General features: G+C 72.0%; 7 protein-coding genes. 3 read left to right on the forward strand and 4 right to left on the reverse strand.

Going from position 1 to position 20,161, the window contains the following annotated elements:
• Nucleotides 1-42: 42 nt before the first annotated feature.
• The 3 genes from G1H19_RS10055 to G1H19_RS10065 are packed head-to-tail and all read right to left on the reverse strand — an operon-like array spanning nucleotide 43 to nucleotide 13,801.
• Nucleotides 43-2,595: an AMP-binding protein gene (locus G1H19_RS10055; protein WP_152727623.1), complete on the reverse strand. Its 2,553-nt coding sequence runs from the start codon at nucleotides 2,593-2,595 to the stop codon at nucleotides 43-45.
• Nucleotides 2,583-10,277, reverse strand: coding sequence for a non-ribosomal peptide synthetase (locus G1H19_RS10060; RefSeq protein ID WP_152727622.1), 7,695 nt, complete (start codon nucleotides 10,275-10,277; stop codon nucleotides 2,583-2,585). Before G1H19_RS10060 ends, G1H19_RS10055 begins: the two co-directional genes overlap by 13 nt.
• A complete protein-coding gene (locus G1H19_RS10065) occupies nucleotides 10,274-13,801 on the reverse strand; it encodes a non-ribosomal peptide synthetase (RefSeq protein WP_152727621.1) in 3,528 nt (1,175 codons plus the stop codon). Before G1H19_RS10065 ends, G1H19_RS10060 begins: the two co-directional genes overlap by 4 nt.
• Between G1H19_RS10065 and G1H19_RS10070 the strand changes: the two genes are divergently transcribed.
• The 3 genes from G1H19_RS10070 to G1H19_RS10080 are packed head-to-tail and all read left to right on the forward strand — an operon-like array spanning nucleotide 13,778 to nucleotide 18,374.
• Nucleotides 13,778-15,037, forward strand: coding sequence for a coproporphyrinogen-III oxidase family protein (locus G1H19_RS10070; RefSeq protein WP_152727620.1), 1,260 nt, complete (start codon nucleotides 13,778-13,780; stop codon nucleotides 15,035-15,037). The genes G1H19_RS10065 and G1H19_RS10070 overlap by 24 nt on opposite strands.
• Nucleotides 15,034-16,680, forward strand: coding sequence for a carbamoyltransferase C-terminal domain-containing protein (locus tag G1H19_RS24495; RefSeq protein ID WP_202925741.1), 1,647 nt, complete (start codon nucleotides 15,034-15,036; stop codon nucleotides 16,678-16,680). The genes G1H19_RS10070 and G1H19_RS24495 overlap by 4 nt, the downstream gene beginning before the upstream one ends.
• Nucleotides 16,677-18,374, forward strand: coding sequence for a condensation domain-containing protein (locus G1H19_RS10080; protein ID WP_162392258.1), 1,698 nt, complete (start codon nucleotides 16,677-16,679; stop codon nucleotides 18,372-18,374). Before G1H19_RS24495 ends, G1H19_RS10080 begins: the two co-directional genes overlap by 4 nt.
• Here G1H19_RS10080 and asnB read toward each other — a convergent pair.
• Nucleotides 18,282-20,159, reverse strand: a complete 1,878-nt coding sequence (asnB, locus tag G1H19_RS10085) for an asparagine synthase (glutamine-hydrolyzing) (protein ID WP_152727617.1) — start codon at nucleotides 20,157-20,159, stop codon at nucleotides 18,282-18,284. The genes G1H19_RS10080 and asnB overlap by 93 nt on opposite strands.
• Nucleotides 20,160-20,161 lie beyond the last annotated feature (2 nt).

Below are 20,161 nucleotides of genomic sequence, written 5' to 3' on the forward strand. Positions count from 1 at the left end.
TACCGACCGTCCGTCGCCGAGCCGCCCCGGGCCCGCGCGCGGTCATCGACCGCCGCCTCGGAGGCCGGCGAGCCGGCCGAGCATCCCCGCCTGGCTCTCGTCATCCTCTGCGGGAGTGCCCCCCAGAAGGGTGTGGACGATCTCGTCCGACGCCCCCAGGCCGAGCGACCCACCGACGGAACCGCCGTCCAGTTCGCCGACCGGGCAGAGGCCGAGGTCCGCACCGACCGCTACACCCATGAGCAGCTGAGTGATCGCTCCCGCCTCGAAGAGGCAGTAGTCGCGAGCACGCGCTCCGTAGAGCGGTTCGATGGCCGGGAGGTGCGCCACCAGATAGAGGGCGAACGCCGAGGACCGAGCGGCCTCGCGATTGACCCACGCATGGGCGGCCTCCGGTGGCACCGAGGGCCCCACCCGGACCAGCCGGTGATCGTCCGGGTGGTAGTAGTAGGCACCCTGTTCGACCCCCTCGACGCGCCCCTCGGGCACGGTCAGGTAGACCCGCACGGGGTAGAGGCTTCCGGCCGACGGGTACGCGTGCCGGGGGGCGCCCGTTCCTCCGATCAGCCCGTCGACCCGCCGGAGGCAACCGAGCAGCTCCGCGAGTCGTTCGACGGGCACCGGTGTGCGGGCGAAACGCCGACGGGTACGCCGGCGTGCGAGCGCCGCCGGGTCGCCCGTCGGGTCAGGCAGCGCCACCCCGGGAGCCTCGTCCATGTCCTGACGAAGGCCCGGCCGGTTGTCGGTGAACACCGAACGCGCGACCGGGTCGACGATGAGCTCCGGACGTTCCCGGTCGGGCTCGTCAGGCGTACTCCCCGCATCAGCCGTGTCCGCAGCGAAGCTGACTAGGACCCCGACGGAGGGGAACCGCAGTAGCTCCTCCACATCGGCCTGGATGCCGAGCTCGGCTTCCGCCTGGACTGCGAGCTGGACGAGCTGCACGGAGCTGGCGCCCACGTCGAGCAGGTTGAGGTCCGGCTCGACGTCTGCCACACCCAGGATCCGCGCGGCCAGTGCACAGGCCTGCCGTACGAGGTCCGCCGGCGGCGCGCCACGCGCAGGGGACGTCGGCGCGACTCGGGCCGGCGGTATCTCGGCTGGGGCCGCCTGCCGTGCGAGCACCTGGCGGTCGATGCGCCCCCATCGGTCCAGCGGAAATGCGCCGACGAGCTCGAGACGTCCCGGAAGCAGATAGGGCGACATCCTCCCGCGGAGGTGGTCCAGGACAGCTGCACCGGTCAGCGTTCGACCCGGCGCCGCCTTCACGTATGCCGTGGTGTTGTCCCCGGCCGGGACGACAGCGGCAGCCAAGACGTCCTCGTGCGTCGCGATCGCCGACTCCACCTCGCGCAGGTTCAGTGCATGGCCGGAGACCGTCACCCTTGTCGAGTCGTCGCCGAGGATCTCGAGGACTCCCCCGGTCACCTGGCGGGCCGTCCAGCGGGTCGCGACCAGGGTCCCGTCACCATGCGGCCCAACGTGGAGCCTGCCGGGCACCCACGTCGGACAGACGTCGAGTGTCTCCCCGAGCACCACTGCCCGACCCTCGCCCAGTGTCGTGCCCGCCGGGAGGACGCCCTGCCGGCCGTCGGACTCGCCTGCCGCCTGCCACGTGATCCAGAGGCCCGCAGGGCCGCCGCCCTCGACCCCGACGACGGTCAGGTCGGTGCCCACGCCCCGCCGAAGCCACCGGACGAGAGCCGCCTGGACCGGCTCACCACCGAGCACGGCGGCACGGAGCCCATCCGGTCGGTCATCCCCTCGCTGCACCAGGTGTTCGGCGAGAAGTGCGGTCAGACCGGGCGCCGCGTGCCACACCGTGACGTGGTGGGCGCGCATCAGCTCGACCCAGGCCGCCGGCGTCCGCAGATCGATGTCGTCGGGCACCACCACCGCACCGCCGGTCAGCAGGGGAAGGTAGAGCTGAGATGCGCCGAGTGCGTCCCCCAGCAGGGAGACGGCCAGAAGTCGATCGTCGGCGCCGAGTTCCAGCCGCCGGCCGAGATCCAGCAGCGGCGCGACGACGCCGTCGTGGCTCACGGTCGCCAGGTCGCCGCCGACGCCCACCTCGTCGGCGATGAAGCACGCCGGCGACTCCGGGCGGCCGCCGGCACGCGCCGGCAGTTCCGTCACGGGAATGACCCGGTCGATCTCCAGCACGGCCGTTCCTTCCGGCCACTCCGTGCGCGTCGCCAACCAGGACTGGGTGAGCACCGTGGTGGAGCCCAGCTCGGCGAGGCGGTGCCAGTGCGCACTCCGGGGCGCGGACGGATCGAGGACGAACCAGGGCGAACCCGCCATGGCGGCGGCGGCGACCGCCACCACCTGCTCCCACCCGGGCTCGACGCATATCCCCACGGGAGCCGGCGCGGCGATCTGCGAGGCCAGCGCTGAGGCCGTCAGGACGAGCTCTCGGTGGGTCAGATCGCGCCGGGCGGCGATCACCGCGGGACGGTCACCGTGCTCCCGGGCGGCCGCCAGGAGCAGCTCCCCCACGGTGGTGGCCGGGCCGCGCACCTGGCCCGGAAAGCCGGTCTGAGGGTTCCGGGCCTCCGGCAGCATGATCTCGGCTGCTGATCTCACGACGTCCATGCGGGGGCGACCTCCCAGTAGTCCATGGCTGGATCTGTCTCACCGGCCAACGCGTCGATCACCCGCGTATAACCGTCGAACATGGAACGCACCAACCCGTCCGGGAAGGCATCGACGAGGTGGTCCCAGGTCACGAACAGTTCACCGCCGTGCTCCGAGACCTGGACGTCCAGCCGGACCTGCGGAGTCTGGCTGATCGCGTAGGCGACGGTCGCGTCCCATGCGGGAGGCGCCACCTCCCGAGCACCCGCGGGCTGCCCCGGCACGAGCATGCTGGTGAAGACCACCGGGGCCTGTACCTCCGTGCGCCGCGCCGGGTCGCGTCGGAGAAGTCTCAGCACCTCGACCCCGCTGAACTCGCGGTGCTCCAGGTCCTGGAACACCTGCGCCTGGAGGTGCCGAGCGCGTTCCCGGAACGTCGATCCCGAGGCATCAACCGCCAGGAGGCTGGTGCTCGTGAAGTCGCCGACGACGCCGTCCACGTCGTCGTGGAGCGGCCGCCGGTCGAACGTCGTCAGGTTCAGAAGGAACGAAGGGTGCTGGGTCCACATCGCGAGCACGTCCGCGAGCGCTGCGCAGAGCAGCCCCGACGGCGTCACCTCGTTGACCGCCGCCGCCCGTCGCAACTTTTCCCAAGCCGCGGCGCCGAGGCGGTGGGCGAAACGCTCGAACCTGGCAGCGGACCCCGTGTCACCGTCCGGTAGCCCGTGCTGCTGCGGCAGGGCAGGGGGGCCGGGCAGCTCGCCGGCCCGATCCTCCCAGTACCGCCGGGCCTGCCGAAACGCTCCGTCGGCCCGCGCGCGCTCGATCGCCAGCACATAGTCACGGAACGAGCAGCCGGGCGGCTCCTCTGCTGCCTGGCCGTGATAGGCCGCCAGCAGGTCGCGCTGCAGGATCCGGAAGCTCCAGGCGTCGGCGATGAGCAGATCCACGCTCACGTGCAGTCGGGGCCGGCCGTGGTCACCGCCGCTGACAGCGATCTCGAACAACGGCCACCGTGCGGGGTCGTGCACCTGGTGGGACATCCGTCCCCGCAGAGCCGCGGCCGACTCCGGGCTCCCCGGGGGGACGCGGAGCACCCGGTAGGGCGGGACCTGTGTCAGCACCTGCTGGTTCCCGTCATCCCGGAACACCGTGCGGAGCGCTTCGTGTCGCGCGACCACTGCGTTGACGGCCGACTCGAGCCGGTCGGCGTCCAGTTCGACGACGTCGAGCTCGACATAGCTGTGCGTTGCGACGCCGCCGAGTGCCAGGCCGCTCCGCCGACCCATCCAGTACGCCTGCTGGACAGCCGTGAGGGGAAAGGGCTCGTGCCGAGCCGCGGGGTCGGCCAGGAGTTCGGCACCTCGGGTGCTTCCCGACGACGCGGGACCCTCCGGGTGCTCGTGGCCGCGGGCGTCCGCCACCGCCTCGGCCAACTCGGCCACCGTCGGGTGCTCCAGGAGCCGGGTCATGGGGATGCGCACACCGAAGAGGTCGCCAACGAGGGTCAGCAGCCGGACCGCGACGAGAGAGGTCCCTCCGGCGGCGAAGAAGTTCTCGTGCGGCGCTACGGTCGGGACGTCGAGCACGACGGCCCACATACGGGACAACTCCTCCACCAGCTCGGCCGGCGCCCTGATCGGCCCGTCCGGCACCGACCCGGCATCGGCAGCGGGACCGCCGTCCAGTACGACGGCCAGCGAGCGCCGATCGACCTTTCCATTGGGCCCGAGCGGCAGACCCTCGAGGACGGCGATCCGGCGCGGGACCTGGTGCGACGGCAAGACTGCCTGCAGCGCGCGCCGCACCTCTCCCGGCTGTACGGCGGACCCTTCGACGCCGACGACCGCGGCAGCCAGCCGGCGGTCCCCGCGCTGCGGTCCCAGTACCACCGTGGCGGCCTGCGCGACGCCCTCGACGAGGGCCAGCGCGCGGTCGATCTCCGCGAGCTCCACGCGGAATCCGTTGATCTTCACCTGCCCGTCCTCGCGGCCCAGGAACTCCAGCACGCCACCCGGACGGAACCGGGCCACGTCACCGGTCCGGTAGACACGTGTGCCGTCGACCCCCGGAACGGGTGGAAAGGGCACGAAGCGGTTCGCCGTCAGCCCGGGCTCGCGCCAGTAGCCGAGGGCCACGCCCCGGCCGCCGATGACGAGCTCACCGGCACTCCAGTCCGGGCGCTGCCTGCCCTCGGCGTCGACCACGGTCAGGTGCTGGCCGGTGAGAGGGCGCCCATAGGGCACTGAGGTCCACGCCGCGCCGTCGGCCGGTTCGTCGCCGAGCGGGTGGTGGACCGACCAGATCGAGGCCTCCGTGGCGCCGCCGAGGCCGATAACGGAGACCTGGGAGGCTCGCGCCCGCAGGCGGCCGCCCAGCTCGACCGGAATCCAGTCACCGCTGAACATCGCGAGCCGTAGGCCTTCCAGCCCGGACTCCCGCATCGCCTCGGCCCGGTCGACCGCCAGGCCGGCCAGGGCCGGCACGGAGTTCCAAACGGTGACGCCGCCGGCCGAGGCAGTCTGCAGCCAGTGCGCCGGATCATGGGTGCGGTCGGGGTCGGGCAGGACGAGACAGGCGCCCGCCGCCGACGTGCCGAAAACGTCCCACACGGAAAGGTCGAAACTGAGAGATGACAGCCCCAGCACACGATCCCGGTCGCCGACGCCGAAACGGCGGTTGATGTCGAGGACCGTGTTCACGGCACCCCGATGGTCGATCATGACGCCCTTCGGGGCACCGGTCGATCCGGAGGTGTAGATCACGTAGGCCAGATCCCGGTCGCTCCGCCGGTAGCGGGGATGACGCACCGCCTGAGGCCCGGCGTCCTCCAGGTCGTGCACCGTGACGTCCCCGCCGGCGACGGGCGGAAGGTCGGCGAGCCGCGCCGCGGTCCTGCGGTCGGCGAGGACATGGGTGGCGCCGGTCCGCTGCAGCAGCAGGACCAGCCGCGCATCCGGTAGGTCGGGATCGAGCGGGACGTACGCCCCGCCGATGCCGGTGACCGCGAGGACGCCGACGACCTGCGGCCACCCCTTCTGTGCCGACACGCCTACCAGGACCCCGGGGCCAACGCCGACGTTCGTCAGCCTCCGCCCTAGGTTGCCGGCCCGGCGGGCCAACTCCCGATAGGAGATCTGCACGCCACCGGCCATGACGGCGACCCGGTCCGGCCCGGCCGTCAGCGCGCCGGAGAAGAGGTCCGGCAGTCTCAGGCCGGGCTGGTCCTCGGCGGACTCGACGGTGCGGGCGCCCAGCTGAGCGGCCGGCACGAACTGATCCGCCGGCTCGTCCCAGCGTGCGGCCCCATCGGCCAGCGACGTCAGGAGGCCGACGTAGGCGCCCAGCATCTCGTCGAGCATCCCGGGCGGGAACTGGGCGTCGACGGCATCCCAGTTCAGCAATAGCCCGTCGGGACCCTCGCCGACCTGGTGGTCGAGATAGACCTGCGGTGTCTGGGACACGCTGTGGACCATCGTGCCGAGCGGTGCCACCCGCTCACGGTCGCGGCCGACCACCGGCAGACCGAGGGTGCTCGTGAAGACGACCGGGAAGCCACGCGCTGCCCCGGAGGCAGCGCGCTGCGTGAGGACCTCGACACCACCCGCCGGGTCGCGGTCGAGGTCCTCCCACAGTCGCTGGTGAACTCTGCGGACCTGCGTCCGGAACGTGGCGCCAGTCGGCACGTCCATGGCGAACGGAAGAAGCGCGGTGAAGTCACCGACGACCTTGGACAGGTCGGGATGGCTCGCCGGTCGATGGAAGAGGGTGAGGACGAGGGTGAACCGAGGGTGCCGCGCCCACGCCCGCAGTGCCTCGGCATAGGCGGTCAGCAGCACGGCGGTCGGCGTGACCCCGACACGCCGCGCCCCTTCCTGCAGCGCCTGCCAGGTGACCGGGTCCAGCGTCCTCGAGCGACGGCGGAACACGGGTGTGCGGCCATCCGCGTGGCCGGTGAGAGGGAGTTCGGGCGCATCCGGGAGCTGCGCGGCTCGCCGCTGCCAGTGCTCCCTGTCGGACTCGCGGGGTGCGGCGAGGCCGGCGACGACGGCGTCGCGGAACGTCACCGTCAGCTCGGGCAGCCGAGCGTCGGGGCGGCGGTAGAGGAGAGCCAGCTCGTCGGTCAGCAGGGCCGCGCTGTGTGCATCCGCGATGAGCGCGTCGAGACTCACGTGCAGGCGAGCGACACCGTCGGCCCGGCAGGTGAGCCGGACGTCGAACAGCGGCCACTGATCCGCGGGGAGAACCTGGTGGGACATCTCCGCGCGGACGCCGGAGACGACGTCGTCCCAGTCGCCGGCGACCGCGCGGCGCACAGGGATCCGATACCGCGGAACGGCGCGCAGCACCTGCTGCTCGCCGCTCGGCAGCACGATGGTCCGCAGGGAGTGATGCCGGTCGACGAGGACGTTGATCGCTTCCTCGAGGCGGGTGACGTCCGGATCGTCGACGGCGATCTCGAGATAGCCGTGGGTCGCCACGCCGCCGAGGGCGAGTGCGCCGTCCCGGCCGATCCAGTAGGCCCGTTGCACTGCTGTAAGGGGAAACGGGCGGTACCAGTCGTCCGGCCGTGCCTCGAGCCGGCGTTCCCGGGGACGACCTTCTTGCGGGGCCGCCGCGCTGACCAGGGCCGCGACTCCACGCACGGTCGGGGCGTCGAACAGCTGCCGCAGGGTGAGACGGGCGCCGAGGTCGTCGGCAAGCCGCTCTATCAGGTCAACAGCCAGCAGTGAGTGGCCACCGAGCTCGAAGAAGTCGCTGTCGGCGCCACGGCAGCGTGCCGGGAGCAGCGAGTCGAAGGCCGCGGCGACCGCCTCCTCGGCAGGGCCGTCGAAGGGTGCCTCGGACCGTAGCGGGATGTCGGGGTCTCGTCGCCCCAGCGCCAGCCGGTCGAGCTTTCCGGTACGGGTCCGCGGCAGGGGGTCGTCGGAGATGAGAACGACGGGGACGGCGACGGCGGGCAGTCGAGCCCTGGCATGGCCGCGCACCCGTTCCGCCAGCCGCGCACGGTCCGCCGTCGCAACCGGCACCACGTGTGCGATCAGCCCCAGAGCGCCGGAGCCGTCTGGCATGGCGGTCACGCACGCCTCCGCGACGTCCGGGTGCCCGACCAGCGCGGACTCCACCTCGCCGGGCTCGATCCTGACGCCACGGATCTTCAGCTGCGCATCGCATCGACCCAGGAAGTCGAGGCCGGCCAGCCCATGCCGAACGAGGTCGCCGGTACGGAAGGCCCGTCCTCCAGCCGCGGTGGGCACGAACCGTGCGGCGGTCCGGGAGGGGTCCGCGTGATAGCCGCGGGCCAGCACCGCGCCACCGACGTGGAGCTCACCTACGGCGAGCTCCGGCAGAGGGAAGCCGGCGGGGTCGTGCACCTCGACGTAGGCACCAGCGATCGGGGTACCGATGGTGATGGGCAACCCCGGCGTCAGCACGGCAGCGGTGGCATCCCCGGCCACCTCGGTGCTGCCGTACAGGTTCAGCACCCGCGCCGTCGGGCTCGCCTGGACGAGCCGATCGAGCAGCGCCGGCTGCAGACGCTCACCGCTGGTCGTCCAGTGCGTGACGGCTGGTAGAGCCAGCCGGTCGGCCGGCAAGTGCTCGAGAAGCGCGGCGAGCAAGGTCGGCACCACGAGGACCCTGCTCACCTCGGCCCGGCTCAGGGTGGCTATCAGACTCCTGGGGTCCAGGGCCGATTCAGCGTCGAGGATCTCGGTCGGCACGCCGGCCAGCAGCGGACCGAAGAGCTCGGCGACCGCGTCGACGAAGACCGGCGCCGCCCTCAGGGACGCCCGCTCCCCTGGGCCGTACGGATGGGCCGTCCACATCCAGCGCAACCTGGCCACCGTGGCGCCGTGGAGACCGACCACGGCCTTGGGCGGTCCCGTGCTCCCCGACGTGAACATCAGGTACGCGGCCTGCAGCGGATGGGCAGGGAGCCGGGGGTCGTCGCACCGGCCCTCGGACCGGCACAGGTCCTCGGCGACGAGCGAGTCGAGGTCGTCTCCCGGAGGGGCGGGGGCGGCCGACACCACGTAGCGGACGCCGGCCTCGGCCATCAGCAGTCGGCGGCGTTCCGGCGGATCGGCCGGATCGACCGGCACCCAGGCCGCGCCTGCCTTCAGGACACCGAGTTGGACCGTCGCCGCGTCGAGCCCACGCGGCAGGTGCAGCGCTACGCGGTCCTCCCTGCCGACCCCGCGGCCTAGGAGCGCATGTGCCACCCGGTTCGCCCGCTCGTTCAGGGTCCGATAGGTCAACGCCTGACCGCCGGAACTGAGCGCGACGGCATCGGGCGTCCGGGCCACCTGCTGCTCGAACAGACCGTGGAGGGTGCTTGCGTCTTCCGTGTTGGCGGCCGCGGCTTCTCGACCGGCCACGCCGAGGGTCAGCCGGCCGATTTCCGCGGCGGGGTTCTGGCAGAGCTCACGCAGTGCGGTGCGCAAGTACCGGCCGAGGACCGTGACCGTGGCGTCGTCGAGGACGTTGCTGTCGTAGTGCAGCGCCACGTTGAGGCCCGTGCGCGGGTCACCCACCTCGATCGTCAGGTCGAAGCGCGCCGCCCCCGGTGGCGCGTGCACGAGGGAGACCTCCAGCTCCGGCAGGTCGAGAACGGGCGGCGGGGCCATCCCCGATACGCAGACCGCCGGGACCGGGGTGGCGCCGGCCGCCCGTCGTCGCTGGGCGACCAGCTCATAGGGCACCGCGCGGTGTGCGAGCGCTTCGGCGGAGGTCTCCCGGACCCTGCGCCACAGCTCGCTGAGGGAGTCGTCCGGAGCCATGTCCAGCCGGAGCGGAACCACGTTCCCCAGGTGGCCGACGACGCGCTCGCGCTCAGGATCATCACGCCCCGAGGTCAGTGTCGCCACCGTCATGGATCGGCGGCGGTCCAGCCGATGGACGACGCCTGCCCAGGCGGCGAGAACGGCCGTGAAGACGCTGGCCCCCTGACGGCGTCGCGCCTCGTCCAGCGCGGTGGCGAGCCTGGGCGGCAGGACGACACGATGAACCGCCGCGGATCCAGGCGGCCCGGCTGTGCGGGCCGGTGCCACCGGCAGGGTGTCCTTCGAGGGAGCACACACGCGGTCGAGCCAGGACGGGGCACCCGGGTCGGCGTGGCCGGAACCGCCGGGGGGCGGGTCCATTGCCACCGGTGGTCGGGGCAGCCGGGCAGGCGACCCCGCGCGGTACGACCGGTACAGCGCAGACACCTCTTGTGCCAGCACCCCCAACGACCAGCCGTCGACCGCGATGTGGTCTGCCGCGATGACGGCAAGGTGGTCATGGGCGCCGACCATGGCCAGGTCCACCCGCAGGGCCGGCGGGCGGGACCGGTCGAACGGCCGCTGGACGTGCGCTCCCAGCAGTCGCTCCCTCACCTGCTCCGCGTCGACCGCTCCGAGCCCGCGCAGGTCGACCAGCCGGACAGCCATCTCCACATCTCGTGCCCGGACGCCAACCGGTCCGCCCGGCCCCGATACGACCGCGGTCCGGAGGGCGCCGTGTCGGCGGACCACCTCCCCGAAGGCCGCGCGCAGCGCCGGTACGTCGAGCGGGCCCCTGAGCCGCACGGCCATCACGAGGGTGGTCCCGACGGTGTGACCCAACTCGGTCAGCAGCCAGAGGCGTCGCTGCGCATCGCTGAGTTCATGGCCCTCGTCCGGATCCGCGCCTGCAGGCGCCTCCACCACGAGCGTCATCGCTGCGCGGTCCGCACCCGTGCGGGTGTACCGGGGACAGCGGTGGCGGCGGCATCGATGGCGGCGGCGATCGTCGCGACGTCGAACGCCTTGTAGAGGCCTCCGAGCGGGAGCTCGACCCCGAACGTGGGCTCGACCCGGGCGTGCAGCCGCGTCGCCTGAAGGCTGTCCCCACCGAGGGAGAAGAAGTCGTCGTGCCGGCCGATCTCCGGTACGTCGAGGATCTCGCACCAGAGAGCGGCGAGGCGGCGCTCGGTCGGCGTCGTCGGCGGATCCGTCACCTCGGCGACGTCGGCCGTCCTGGGCAGGGCCTCGCGGTTGAGCTTCCCGTTGCGCGTGACCGGCAACCGCTCGACCTTGGCGAAACCTGCGGGGATCATGTGGGCCGGGAGCCGCTCGGCGAGGAATCGCCGCATCTCGCGAGGGCTGGGGCACGTGCGGCCCGCGGCCGGGACGAGGCACCCCAGCAGTTCGGCCGTACCGGCGCGGTCACGGACGACAGCGGCCGCCCCAGCGAGGTCGGGATGGCCGGACATCACCGCGGCGACCTCGTCCGGCTCGACGCGATGCCCCCGGATCTTCACCTGTTGGTCGGTGCGCCCCAGGTAGTGCAGCCCGTCGACCGCCGCGCGGACCCGGTCGCCGGTGCGGTAGCGCCGGGCGCCAGGGACGGCACCCCCGGGACGGAAGCGATCGGCGGTCCATCCCGGACGGTGCAGGTAGCCGCGGGCCGTTCCCCAGCCTCCGACCAGCAGCTCGCCGCTCCGCATGTCCACGGCGGCGTCCACGCCGGGCAGCGGACGTCCGATGGGACTGGCACCTGAGGCCGCGTCCGCGGAGGAGAGGAACCGGTGGGTCACGTGCACGGTCGTCTCGGTGATCCCGTACATGTTCAGCAGCGCCGGCCCGGCCCGGGTGCCCGTCAGCCAGGCAGCGAAATCCGACGGCAGACATCTCTCGCCCCCGAGCACGACCAGTCTCAGCGCGGTCCTCCTCCACCACTCGTCGGGCGCGCCGTCGCTGAGCATCGACAGGGCGGTCGGAGTGGCGCTGTGCACGGTGACGCTGTGCACCGCCAGCGTCCGGCGCAGTCGAGCAGGGTCACGGGCCACTGCGCGAGCTACCGGCACGAGCCGGGCGCCGGTCAGCAGAGCGCCCCAGAGTTCCCAGACGGAGAAGTCGAAGGCCAGGGAATGGTTCATCGACCAGACGTCGCCGGCCCCGACGTCACAGATTGCCGTGGCCGCGCGCAGCAGTTGCAGCACGTTGACCTGGGGCACCATGACGCCCTTCGGGGCGCCGGTCGAGCCCGACGTGTGGATGACGTAGGCGAGCTCATCGGCGGACGTCCGCCACATGGGTCGAACGGGCCCCGGCGGGGCGGACCCACCCGGCTCGTCCATCCGGACGGCGGGCCCCTCGAACCACTCGAGGGCGCGCGCGCTCTCCCGGTCGGTCAGGACGACGTCGACACCGGCATCGGTGATCACCTGCTCGACCCGCCCCGGCGGATCCTCCGGGTCGAGCGGGACGCAGACGGCACCGGCCATCGCGACGCCTACGACCGCCGCGACCAGCGGGGCTCCGTGCCCGCCCTGCACGGCCACGAGGGTGCCAGGAGCCGCTCCGGCGCCGGCCAGCCGCGCGGCCACCGCGCGGGCACGGCGGTACAGCTCCCGGTAGGTCACCTGGCCGTCTCGATCGGAGATCGCGACGGCATCGGGCCGACTCGCGACGACGTCGCGGAACCGGTCGGCGAGCGTCTCCCCCGCCCGCGGCGGCTCCAGTGGCACCAGCTGCACAGCGCTTCGGCCCTCGGTGACTGCGTCGAACGGCTGGTCGGGTGTCGCCTGCATCGCGTCCAGGGCGTCGAACATGGTCTGGAGGAGTTCTTCGACAACTGCCGTACCGAGGAGATCCGTCGCGTATTCCGCGACCAGTGACGCAGCCGGGCCGTCAGGGCCGTTCACCGGAGTGATCGTCACAGCCAGCGGGAATTTGGCGGCGAGCGACGTGGGGTCGAGTGTCCGGACGGCGACGCCGGGAAGTTCGAAGGCGGCCGACGGTGTGTTCTGGAAGGTCAGCACAGCCCGGATCCCGTTGGCGCCGCCGATCGGCCGGCCCGCCGCCCTGGCCGCGTCCGCGACGGCCTCGAAGGGAATGTCCTGGTGGCGGAGGAGCCGCGCCGTGCTCGCGTGCGCCTGCCGTACCGCGTCCCGCAGCGATGAGCGACGTCCGCCGACCAGCGGGAGCGGCAGCAGACCCGCGAAGCAACCGACAAGCGGTTCGGCCGCGGGATGTGCCCGCCCGCTGACCGGGGTTCCGACGACGACCGATTCCTGGTCCGACGCCTGCCCGAGCGCGATGCCGAAGGCCGCGGCCCACACGGCGAAGGTCGTCGTCCCGGCGCTCCGGGCGATGGCTTGCACAGCCGCGGTCCGGCGGTGGTCGGCCGTCACGGTCACGGTTCCCACGGCGCTGCCAGGCCTGGGACGCCCGTCGGGCACGCAGGCGATAGTGAGATCACGCCCGAGGCTCCCGGCGATCTCGCGGGCGCCGTCCGACCACTGTCCGGACTCCGCGGCGCCCTGTTGAACCCGCGCGTGGTCGGCGAACCGCCAGGCAGGTGACGCCACCCTGGACGGCGCGCCCTCGCCATGAGAGCGGACGGCCGTGGCCAGCGCCGTGGCGAGGATGCCGAACGACCAGCCGTCGGCGGCGACGTGGTGACGGGTCAGGAGCAGGCGGTGCGTGGCGGGCCCCAGCCGCACGAGCGTGGCGCGCCACGGGGGCGATGACGCGAGGTCGAAGGGTCGGACGGCTTCTGCAGCGGCCAGCCGGCCGACAGCAGATGCCGCCAGCTCCGGCGGAAGACAGCTGAGGTCCACCAGTCGCAGAGGAACCGGCGAGGGGGGCAGCACCCGCTGGCGAGGGCGGCCGCTCACGACGGCGTACACGGTCCGGAGAGCGGGTTGTGCGACGGCCACCGTGCGCAGGGCGGCCCTCAGCGCCTCCGGGGACAGTGGCCCGTCGAGCGCCAGCTCCAGCGGAATGTTGTAGGCGGAGTCGCCGGGGCGGAGGTGGTGCTGCCGCCAGAGTGCCTCCTGCGCCGGAGCCAGCGGCGCCTCCTCCTCGTCCGGCCGTGCGAGGTGTGCGAGCAGCTCCGCACGCCGATCTCGCAGCCGCATGACGAGTTCGTGGGTGAGCGCGCCGCGGGGGGCCGAGCACCGAAGTCGCCCGTCATCTGCCCGGACGGTCGCGCCGGCGATGGCCAGGGCATCGAGAAGGTCGCGGAGCTCGAGCAGAAGGGGCATGCCAGAGGCTCCGGCGGACGTCACTCGGCAGCGCTCGCAGCAACGAGTAGAACCCGTGCCAGGCGCGCCGGGGACCCGAACATGGCGCGAACGATATGACAGGCAGGCCTGTTTCGATAGGGTCGCCGGGACCGCAGGAAGCCTGCTGATGTCAGGTCGCTGGCTGCTGTGGCAGAGGAGGGCCCCATGCCGCTCGAGCAGCTCGTCCAAGCGATCGACGACGTCAGCAGCGGCGCTCCCCGACCCCTGGCGCTGTACGTGCACATTCCCTTCTGCGCGTCGAAGTGCCACTTCTGTGACTGGGTGAGCGAGGTACCCGTCGGGCGCCTCCGCAGTTCGCGGCAGGAGCGCTCCCCCTACGTGGCCGCGCTCCGGCGCGAGATCGCCTTCTGGGGCCCCGTGCTCACCGGCATGGGCTATCAGCCGACCGTCGTCTACTGGGGCGGCGGAACTCCGACCAGACTGGACGTCGAGGAGCTCCTCTCGGTGGCCGAGGCGTTGCACACGTCGTTCGACCTCTCCGGTGTCGGCCAGTGGTCGGTGGAGACCACGCCGAACGATCTGACTGCCGAGAAGGTGTCGGCATTGCGCAGCTTCGGAGTGGACCGGGTCAGCATCGGGGCGCAGTCCTTCGACCCGGCACAGCTCCGGCGCTCAGGGCGGGCACACAGCGGTGAGCAGATCGGCACCGCGGTGGAGCTCCTCCGGTCAGGAGGGATAGACAACGTCAACCTGGACGTCATCACCGGCTTCCCCGGTGAAGAGCTCGCCGTCCTCGACCGCACCTTCGACCGGGTTCTGGAGCTGGAGCCGCCGCACCTGTCCGTGTACTCGTACCGCGCCACTCCGGGCACGGTCATGGCGATGCAGACAGAAAGGGCGACCCTCGCGTCGGCGACGGCGATGCACATGGTCGAGGCGTACGAGCTGGCCATGCGCCGGCTCTCGTCGGCCGGCTACCAGGAGTACTGCCACTCCTACTGGGTCAAGGAGCCTGGCTTCGAGGACCTCGACGGCCGGTACAAGTACGAGTTGACCGGCGACAAGATCGGTTTCGGCAGCGGTGCGGAGTCCACGATCGGCCACCATCTCCTGCGCAACGAGAGCCACCGGTACGCCGACTACGTCAGCGACCCGCTTCCCTTCAGCTTCGACCACCACTTCTCGCTCGAGGATCCACAGCACCTCATCGCCCCCGTCGGCGGCGCCCTCATGACCCGCGGCGGCTTGTCGTACGAGCGCTTCGGTCGACTCACCGGGTTGGACTTCGCCGAGCTCCGGTCGACTCCCTACGTCCGGCGCTGGATGGACATGCTGGCCGATTTCGGTGCCCGCTTCATCGAGGAGCCCGACGGCCTGCGGCTCGACCCCACGACCATCCATTCCGCCTACATCCGGCATGTGTCGTCCACGACCGGGACCGGCCTCCAGGTCCTGCGCGCGTGAGCTCGAGGGGGCAGCAGCCGACCGCCGCCGGAGATGTGCGCGTCGTCCTCGCGATCAACTTCAACCACGACGGCTCCGCGGTCGTCCTCGTCGACGGCGTGCTGACGGGGTACGTGTGCACCGAGCGTCGGTCGCGCCTGAAGAAGCACCCCGGGCTCCGGGAGGAAGACCTCGACGCCGTCCTGGCCGACGCCGGCGTCGAGCTGAGGGACGTCGGCCACGTCCTGCTCTGCAACTTGCACTCGATGGACAGCCCGGACGTCGAGCACCTGCACGGTTCGGACCTCAAGGAGACCTGGCTGGAGTTCTGGGTCAACCAGCTGGCCGACCGGGTCCGCATCCGGGACCAGGTGATCCCCTGCACGGTCAACCCGGACCACCACCTCATTCATGCAGCTGCACCCTTCTACACCTCTCCCTTCGACGCTGCGATGTGCCTCGCCATCGACCCCACCGGCTGCCGCGCGTTCGTCGGCCGCGGTGGTCGCCTGTACGAACTCCGCCGGGGTTACGACGACTGGTTCACCGCGAACGTCGGCTACACGTCAGTGTCGGTGGAGCTCTTCGGGTCCAGCATCGTCGGCGCGGGCAAGGTGATGGGCCTGGCGCCCTACGGTCGCAGCGATGCCATCGACGCCGCGGACTGGACGGCGGTCCGCACGTACGAGGACCTCACGCGGCTCGCCGACGCCCACCCGGTGCCCGTCCTCGTCGGCGCTGCCGAGCTGAACGCCTCGCTGGCCTACGCGGTGCAGATCGGCCTGGAGCGCCAACTCGACGCCGTGCTCGCCGACCTCGCCGAGGTCGCACGGCGCAACGGGGTGCCGCCCAACCTCTGCCTGGCCGGAGGAACGGCCCTGAACGCCGTCGCCAACCAGGCCTGCTTCTCATCGTCGTGGTTCGAGCGGCTACACCTGCATCCGGCGTGCGGCGACGACGGGACGGCGATCGGGGCCGCCCTCTGGCACTGGCACCACGTCCTGGGCAACCCGCGACGCCGACCGCCGAACGCCGAGCTCATGTACGGAACGGCCCGACCCAGCGCCACCGACGTCACGACAGCGGTGCGCGAGGCGCTGTCCACCCACGGCGGACGAGTCACTGCCACGGAGCACCGCGACGTCGGCCGGGCGGCCGCCGAGCTGATCGCCGGCGGTGCCACGGTGGGCTGGTTCGAGGGCGCGGGTGAGATCGGCCCGCGGGCACTCGGGCACCGGAGCATCCTGGCCGACCCCCGTGACCCCGGGGTCGCTACCCGGCTCAACGCCGAAATCAAGTTCCGCGAGCCGTTCCGGCCCTTCGCCCCGGCAGTGCTGGCGGAGCACTCGGAGCGTTGGTTCGGCCTCACCGACAGCCCGTTCATGCTCCGGGCCTGCCCGGTCCTGAAGGAAGGCGTCCCCGCCATCACCCACGTCGACGGCACGTCGCGGATCCAGACCGTGACGAGCGAGGACAGCCCCGGCTTCCACACGGTGCTGGACAGCTTCCACGACCTGACGGGGCTGCCGATGCTGCTCAGCACGAGCCTGAACACGCGCGGCTGCCCGATCGACGAGACACCCGCCGACGCCCTCGGGACCCTGCTGCAGACCGGCCTGGATCACCTCGCGCTTCCTGGTGTGCTGTTGAGCAAACGGCAGTGACCGAGCACCCGCTCACCGGTGAGCAGGAGCGGCAGTGGCTCATCGACCGGTTGCAGCCTGAGTCGGAGTCTTCCGACGACCCGACGGTGGTCCGGCTCGTCGGGTCGCTGTCGCTCGCGGCAGTGCGGGATGCGTGGGCGGTGCTCTCCGAACGACACGACAGCCTGCGGACAGCGTTCCCCGTCCGGGACGGCGTGGCGCGGCAGTCCATCCGGGAGAGGGCACCGGAGCCGCTCCCCGTGACGGTCGTCGACCTGACTTCGCTGGGCGGGCACCTGTCGGAGGAGCGACTGGGCGCCCTGATCGGCGCAGGCGCGCGCCGGCCTTTCGACGTGGCGACGGGCCCGGTATGGCGCGTGCTCGTCATCCGGTTGTCCGCGTCAGACCACGTCCTGGCGTTGACGCTCCACCACCTGATCGCGGACCTGTGGTCCGTCTCGCTGGTCATCGAGGAGTTCTGCACCCTTCTCGAGGCTGCGGTCGCCGGCCGTCCGGCCGGACTTCCACCTGCCCCGTCGCAGCCCGCCGAACTGGCCGGCCGGCGGAAGGAACGTCACGGCCAGGGTTCCCGCCCGTGGTGGAGCGAGCGCCTGGCCGGCGTGCAGCCGGTCGCCCTGCCTGCCGACGGTCCCCGTCCCGACCGCCCGAACCTGTCGGCGCATGTCCACGAGTTCTCCCTGGACCTCTCGACGTCCGATGCACTCCGCGGTCTCGCCCGCCGCTGCCGCACCACGTTGTTCCCTGTCCTGGTTGCCGGATTCGGGGCCGTCATCGCTCGGTGGACCGGTCAATCCGACATCACGATGGTCTCGGTCACCGCGGGCCGGAGGGGACGGGCCGCTGAGCGCACGGTCGGCCTGTTCACCGAGTGCCTGGTGCTCCGCATTGACCTCTCCGGCGACCCGTCGTTCGGCGAACTCGTCCGACGGTCGAACGCCGTCGTCCTTGATGCGTTGGATCACGCTGACCTGCCGTTCGCCGATCTCGTGGCGATCACCGACCCAGGGCGTGACCGGGAGCCGAGCCCGATGCGGCAACTGGGACTGTCACTGCACAACACCCCGGCCGCAGCGCCCCGGCTGTACTCGGTGGCCCCTGCTCCTCCTCCGCCGTTGCCCTCCTCGCACGGCACGTCGGAGGCGGACGTGTGGCTGGAGGTGTTCGACCGGGGGGTCGGGCCCCTCGGCGCAAGGATCCAGATGGACGACGTCATGTTCGAGGGGTGCTCCACGGTGGCGCTGGAGGGCGCTCTCACAGCCCTGCTCGGCGCAGCCGCCACAGATGACGGACGGCCGGTCGGCGGGCTCCCACTGCCCCCGCTTCCGCGCGCCTTCGTGCAGGACCGGCCGGGTCCCGTGGCCTTCCACTCCCCAGGATCGAGTACGACGGCGGCAGTCCAGCGCGCCGTCGCCGAGGTCCTCGGACTGGACCGCCTACCGGAGCCGTCGGACAACTTCTTCCGTCTCGGTGGGAACTCCCTGGACGCCGCTCGCCTGGCCGCTCGGCTGACGGACCGGACGGGGACCGGCGTGGGGCTCTACGCCCTGATGACGGCGCCGACGGTCCTCGGCATGGCTGACGCCGTGGAGGCCGCCGCGGCGTCAGCCGGTGAGCGCGAACTGGTCGGTGAGGCCGACGATCCCCATCAGGACCTGGACCACCCGCTCGTGGCCGGCTCGCCGCCCGGGCGGTAGAGCCCTCACGTCCTCGAGCAGATCCCGGACCTGCCTCGGGCGGAAGAAACCCAGGTCGTCCAGGGCGCCGCCGTCCACAACCTCCCGGATTCGGCTGAGCGTCGCATCGTCGGACACGGCCGGCGGGGCCAGGAAGGGCCGCTTCGTTCCGGCCTGAAGGACAGCCGGCAGGTCGTTCCGCAGGGCGGCCCGGAGCAGGGGCTTGCTGTCCACTCCGCCGGAGAACCAGGCGAGGGGGGTTCGCCGGACCACATCGTGGAGCCGGTGATCGAGAAACGGAAGCCGCACCTCGAGGCCGCACGACATGTCCAGGCGCTCGGCAGCGAGCAGATAGTTGGCGAGCCAGGTCTTGGCGAAGAGGTAGCTCCCCCGGTGGAACGGGCTGCGCCCGTACAGCTGGCTCTGGACGTGCGGGTCCGCGAACATGTCGCGGCATGGCTGGGCCGCGAGAACCTCTGCCGCGAAGTCCGGTGCGAGCAGCCCTTGGATAGGTGCCCCCACGCCGAGATAGCGGTCCAGGACGAACCCCGGCAGGAATCCCATTCGGTCAGCGATGTCGAGGAGCGGACGCCCGGCCGGGGACGCGGCGAGGCGGCGCCGCACGGTGTCGTCTCGCACAACGTCACCGGGAACAGTGCTGAGCCGGAGGTCCCGCTGTGTCTGCGGGTATCCGGCGAACATCTCGTCCCCTCCCTCGCCCGCCAGCACGACCCGGAATCCCGCAGCCCGGATCGCCTCGCTCTGCAGCAGGCGGGCTATGCCGTGCGCGTTCTCAGGGATCATCTGCCCCTTGGCAACGATGTCCCCCATCCGCCCGGCGGAGCTGCCGGCATCGACCAGGACCTCTGAGTGCCTGGCGCCCACCGCACGCGCCGTCGCTTCCGCGGCGGCTCCCTCGTCGAAGTGGGGGTCGTCGAATCGGACCGCAAAGGTGCGGGGCGCGCCGTGCCGCGCCGCCAGCGCGACGATCGCTCCGGAGTCGAGCCCGCCACTGAGGTGATGGGCCACCGGGACGTCCGCCCGCAGCCGTACGTCAACGGCGTCCACCACGGCGTCACGCACCGCTGCGAGGTGCCCCGACCGGTCGACGTCCTTCGTCAGCTCGTCCTCGGTCGGCCAGTCGAGGTCCCAGTACCTCCGGATACGAATGTCGCGACCGTCGGTCCACAACCAGCATCCGGGGGGAACCTGCCGGACGCCGTCGAAGAGCGTGCCGTCCGGCGGGTGGCAGAGCACCAGGTGCTCCGCCAGAGCCCCGCGATCCCATCGCCGTGGGACCCCGGCTTCGAAGAGCGCCCCCACCTCGGACGCGAGGAGCACCCGGCCGGCGTGCCGGGCGTAGAAGAGGGGCTTGATCCCGAATCGGTCCCGGGCGGCGATGAGTTCACCGCGAGCCTGGTCCCAGATCGCGAAGGCGAACTCGCCACGGAGCTCCGGCAATGCGCCGGCGCCGTCGCGCGCCCACAGGTGAAGCGCGATCTCGCTGTCGCTCCGGCTCGAGAACCCGTGTCCGTCGCGCCGGAGGCTTGCCCTGATGACCTCGTGACCGTAGAACTCACCGTTGGCGACCAGGTGCAGCCGGCCGTCGGAGCCGTGCATGGGCTGGGCCCCACCGTCGGGATCCATCACCGCCAGTCGCGTGTGCCCCATCGCCACGCGGCGACAGGAGGAGATCCAGGAACCGGTGCCGTCAGGCCCCCGATGGTGCAGGGCCCGGAGCGCCGGCTCCAGCTCCTGCGAGGCGAGATCGCCCTCCGGCGAGACGATGCAGACCAGACCACACACCG

The organism is Goekera deserti (assembly GCF_010685995.1).
In the GTDB taxonomy this organism is placed as follows: domain Bacteria; phylum Actinomycetota; class Actinomycetes; order Mycobacteriales; family Geodermatophilaceae; genus Goekera; species Goekera deserti.

Bases quoted from the DNA above. Each gene is read 5' to 3' on its own strand.
- G1H19_RS10055 (WP_152727623.1), bottom strand. From the start codon at position 2,595: ATGGACGTCGTGAGATCAGCAGCCGAGATCATGCTGCCGGAGGCCCGG.
- G1H19_RS10060 (WP_152727622.1), bottom strand. From the start codon at position 10,277: ATGACGCTCGTGGTGGAGGCGCCTGCAGGCGCGGATCCGGACGAGGGC.
- G1H19_RS10070 (WP_152727620.1), top strand. From the start codon at position 13,778: ATGCCGCTCGAGCAGCTCGTCCAAGCGATCGACGACGTCAGCAGCGGC.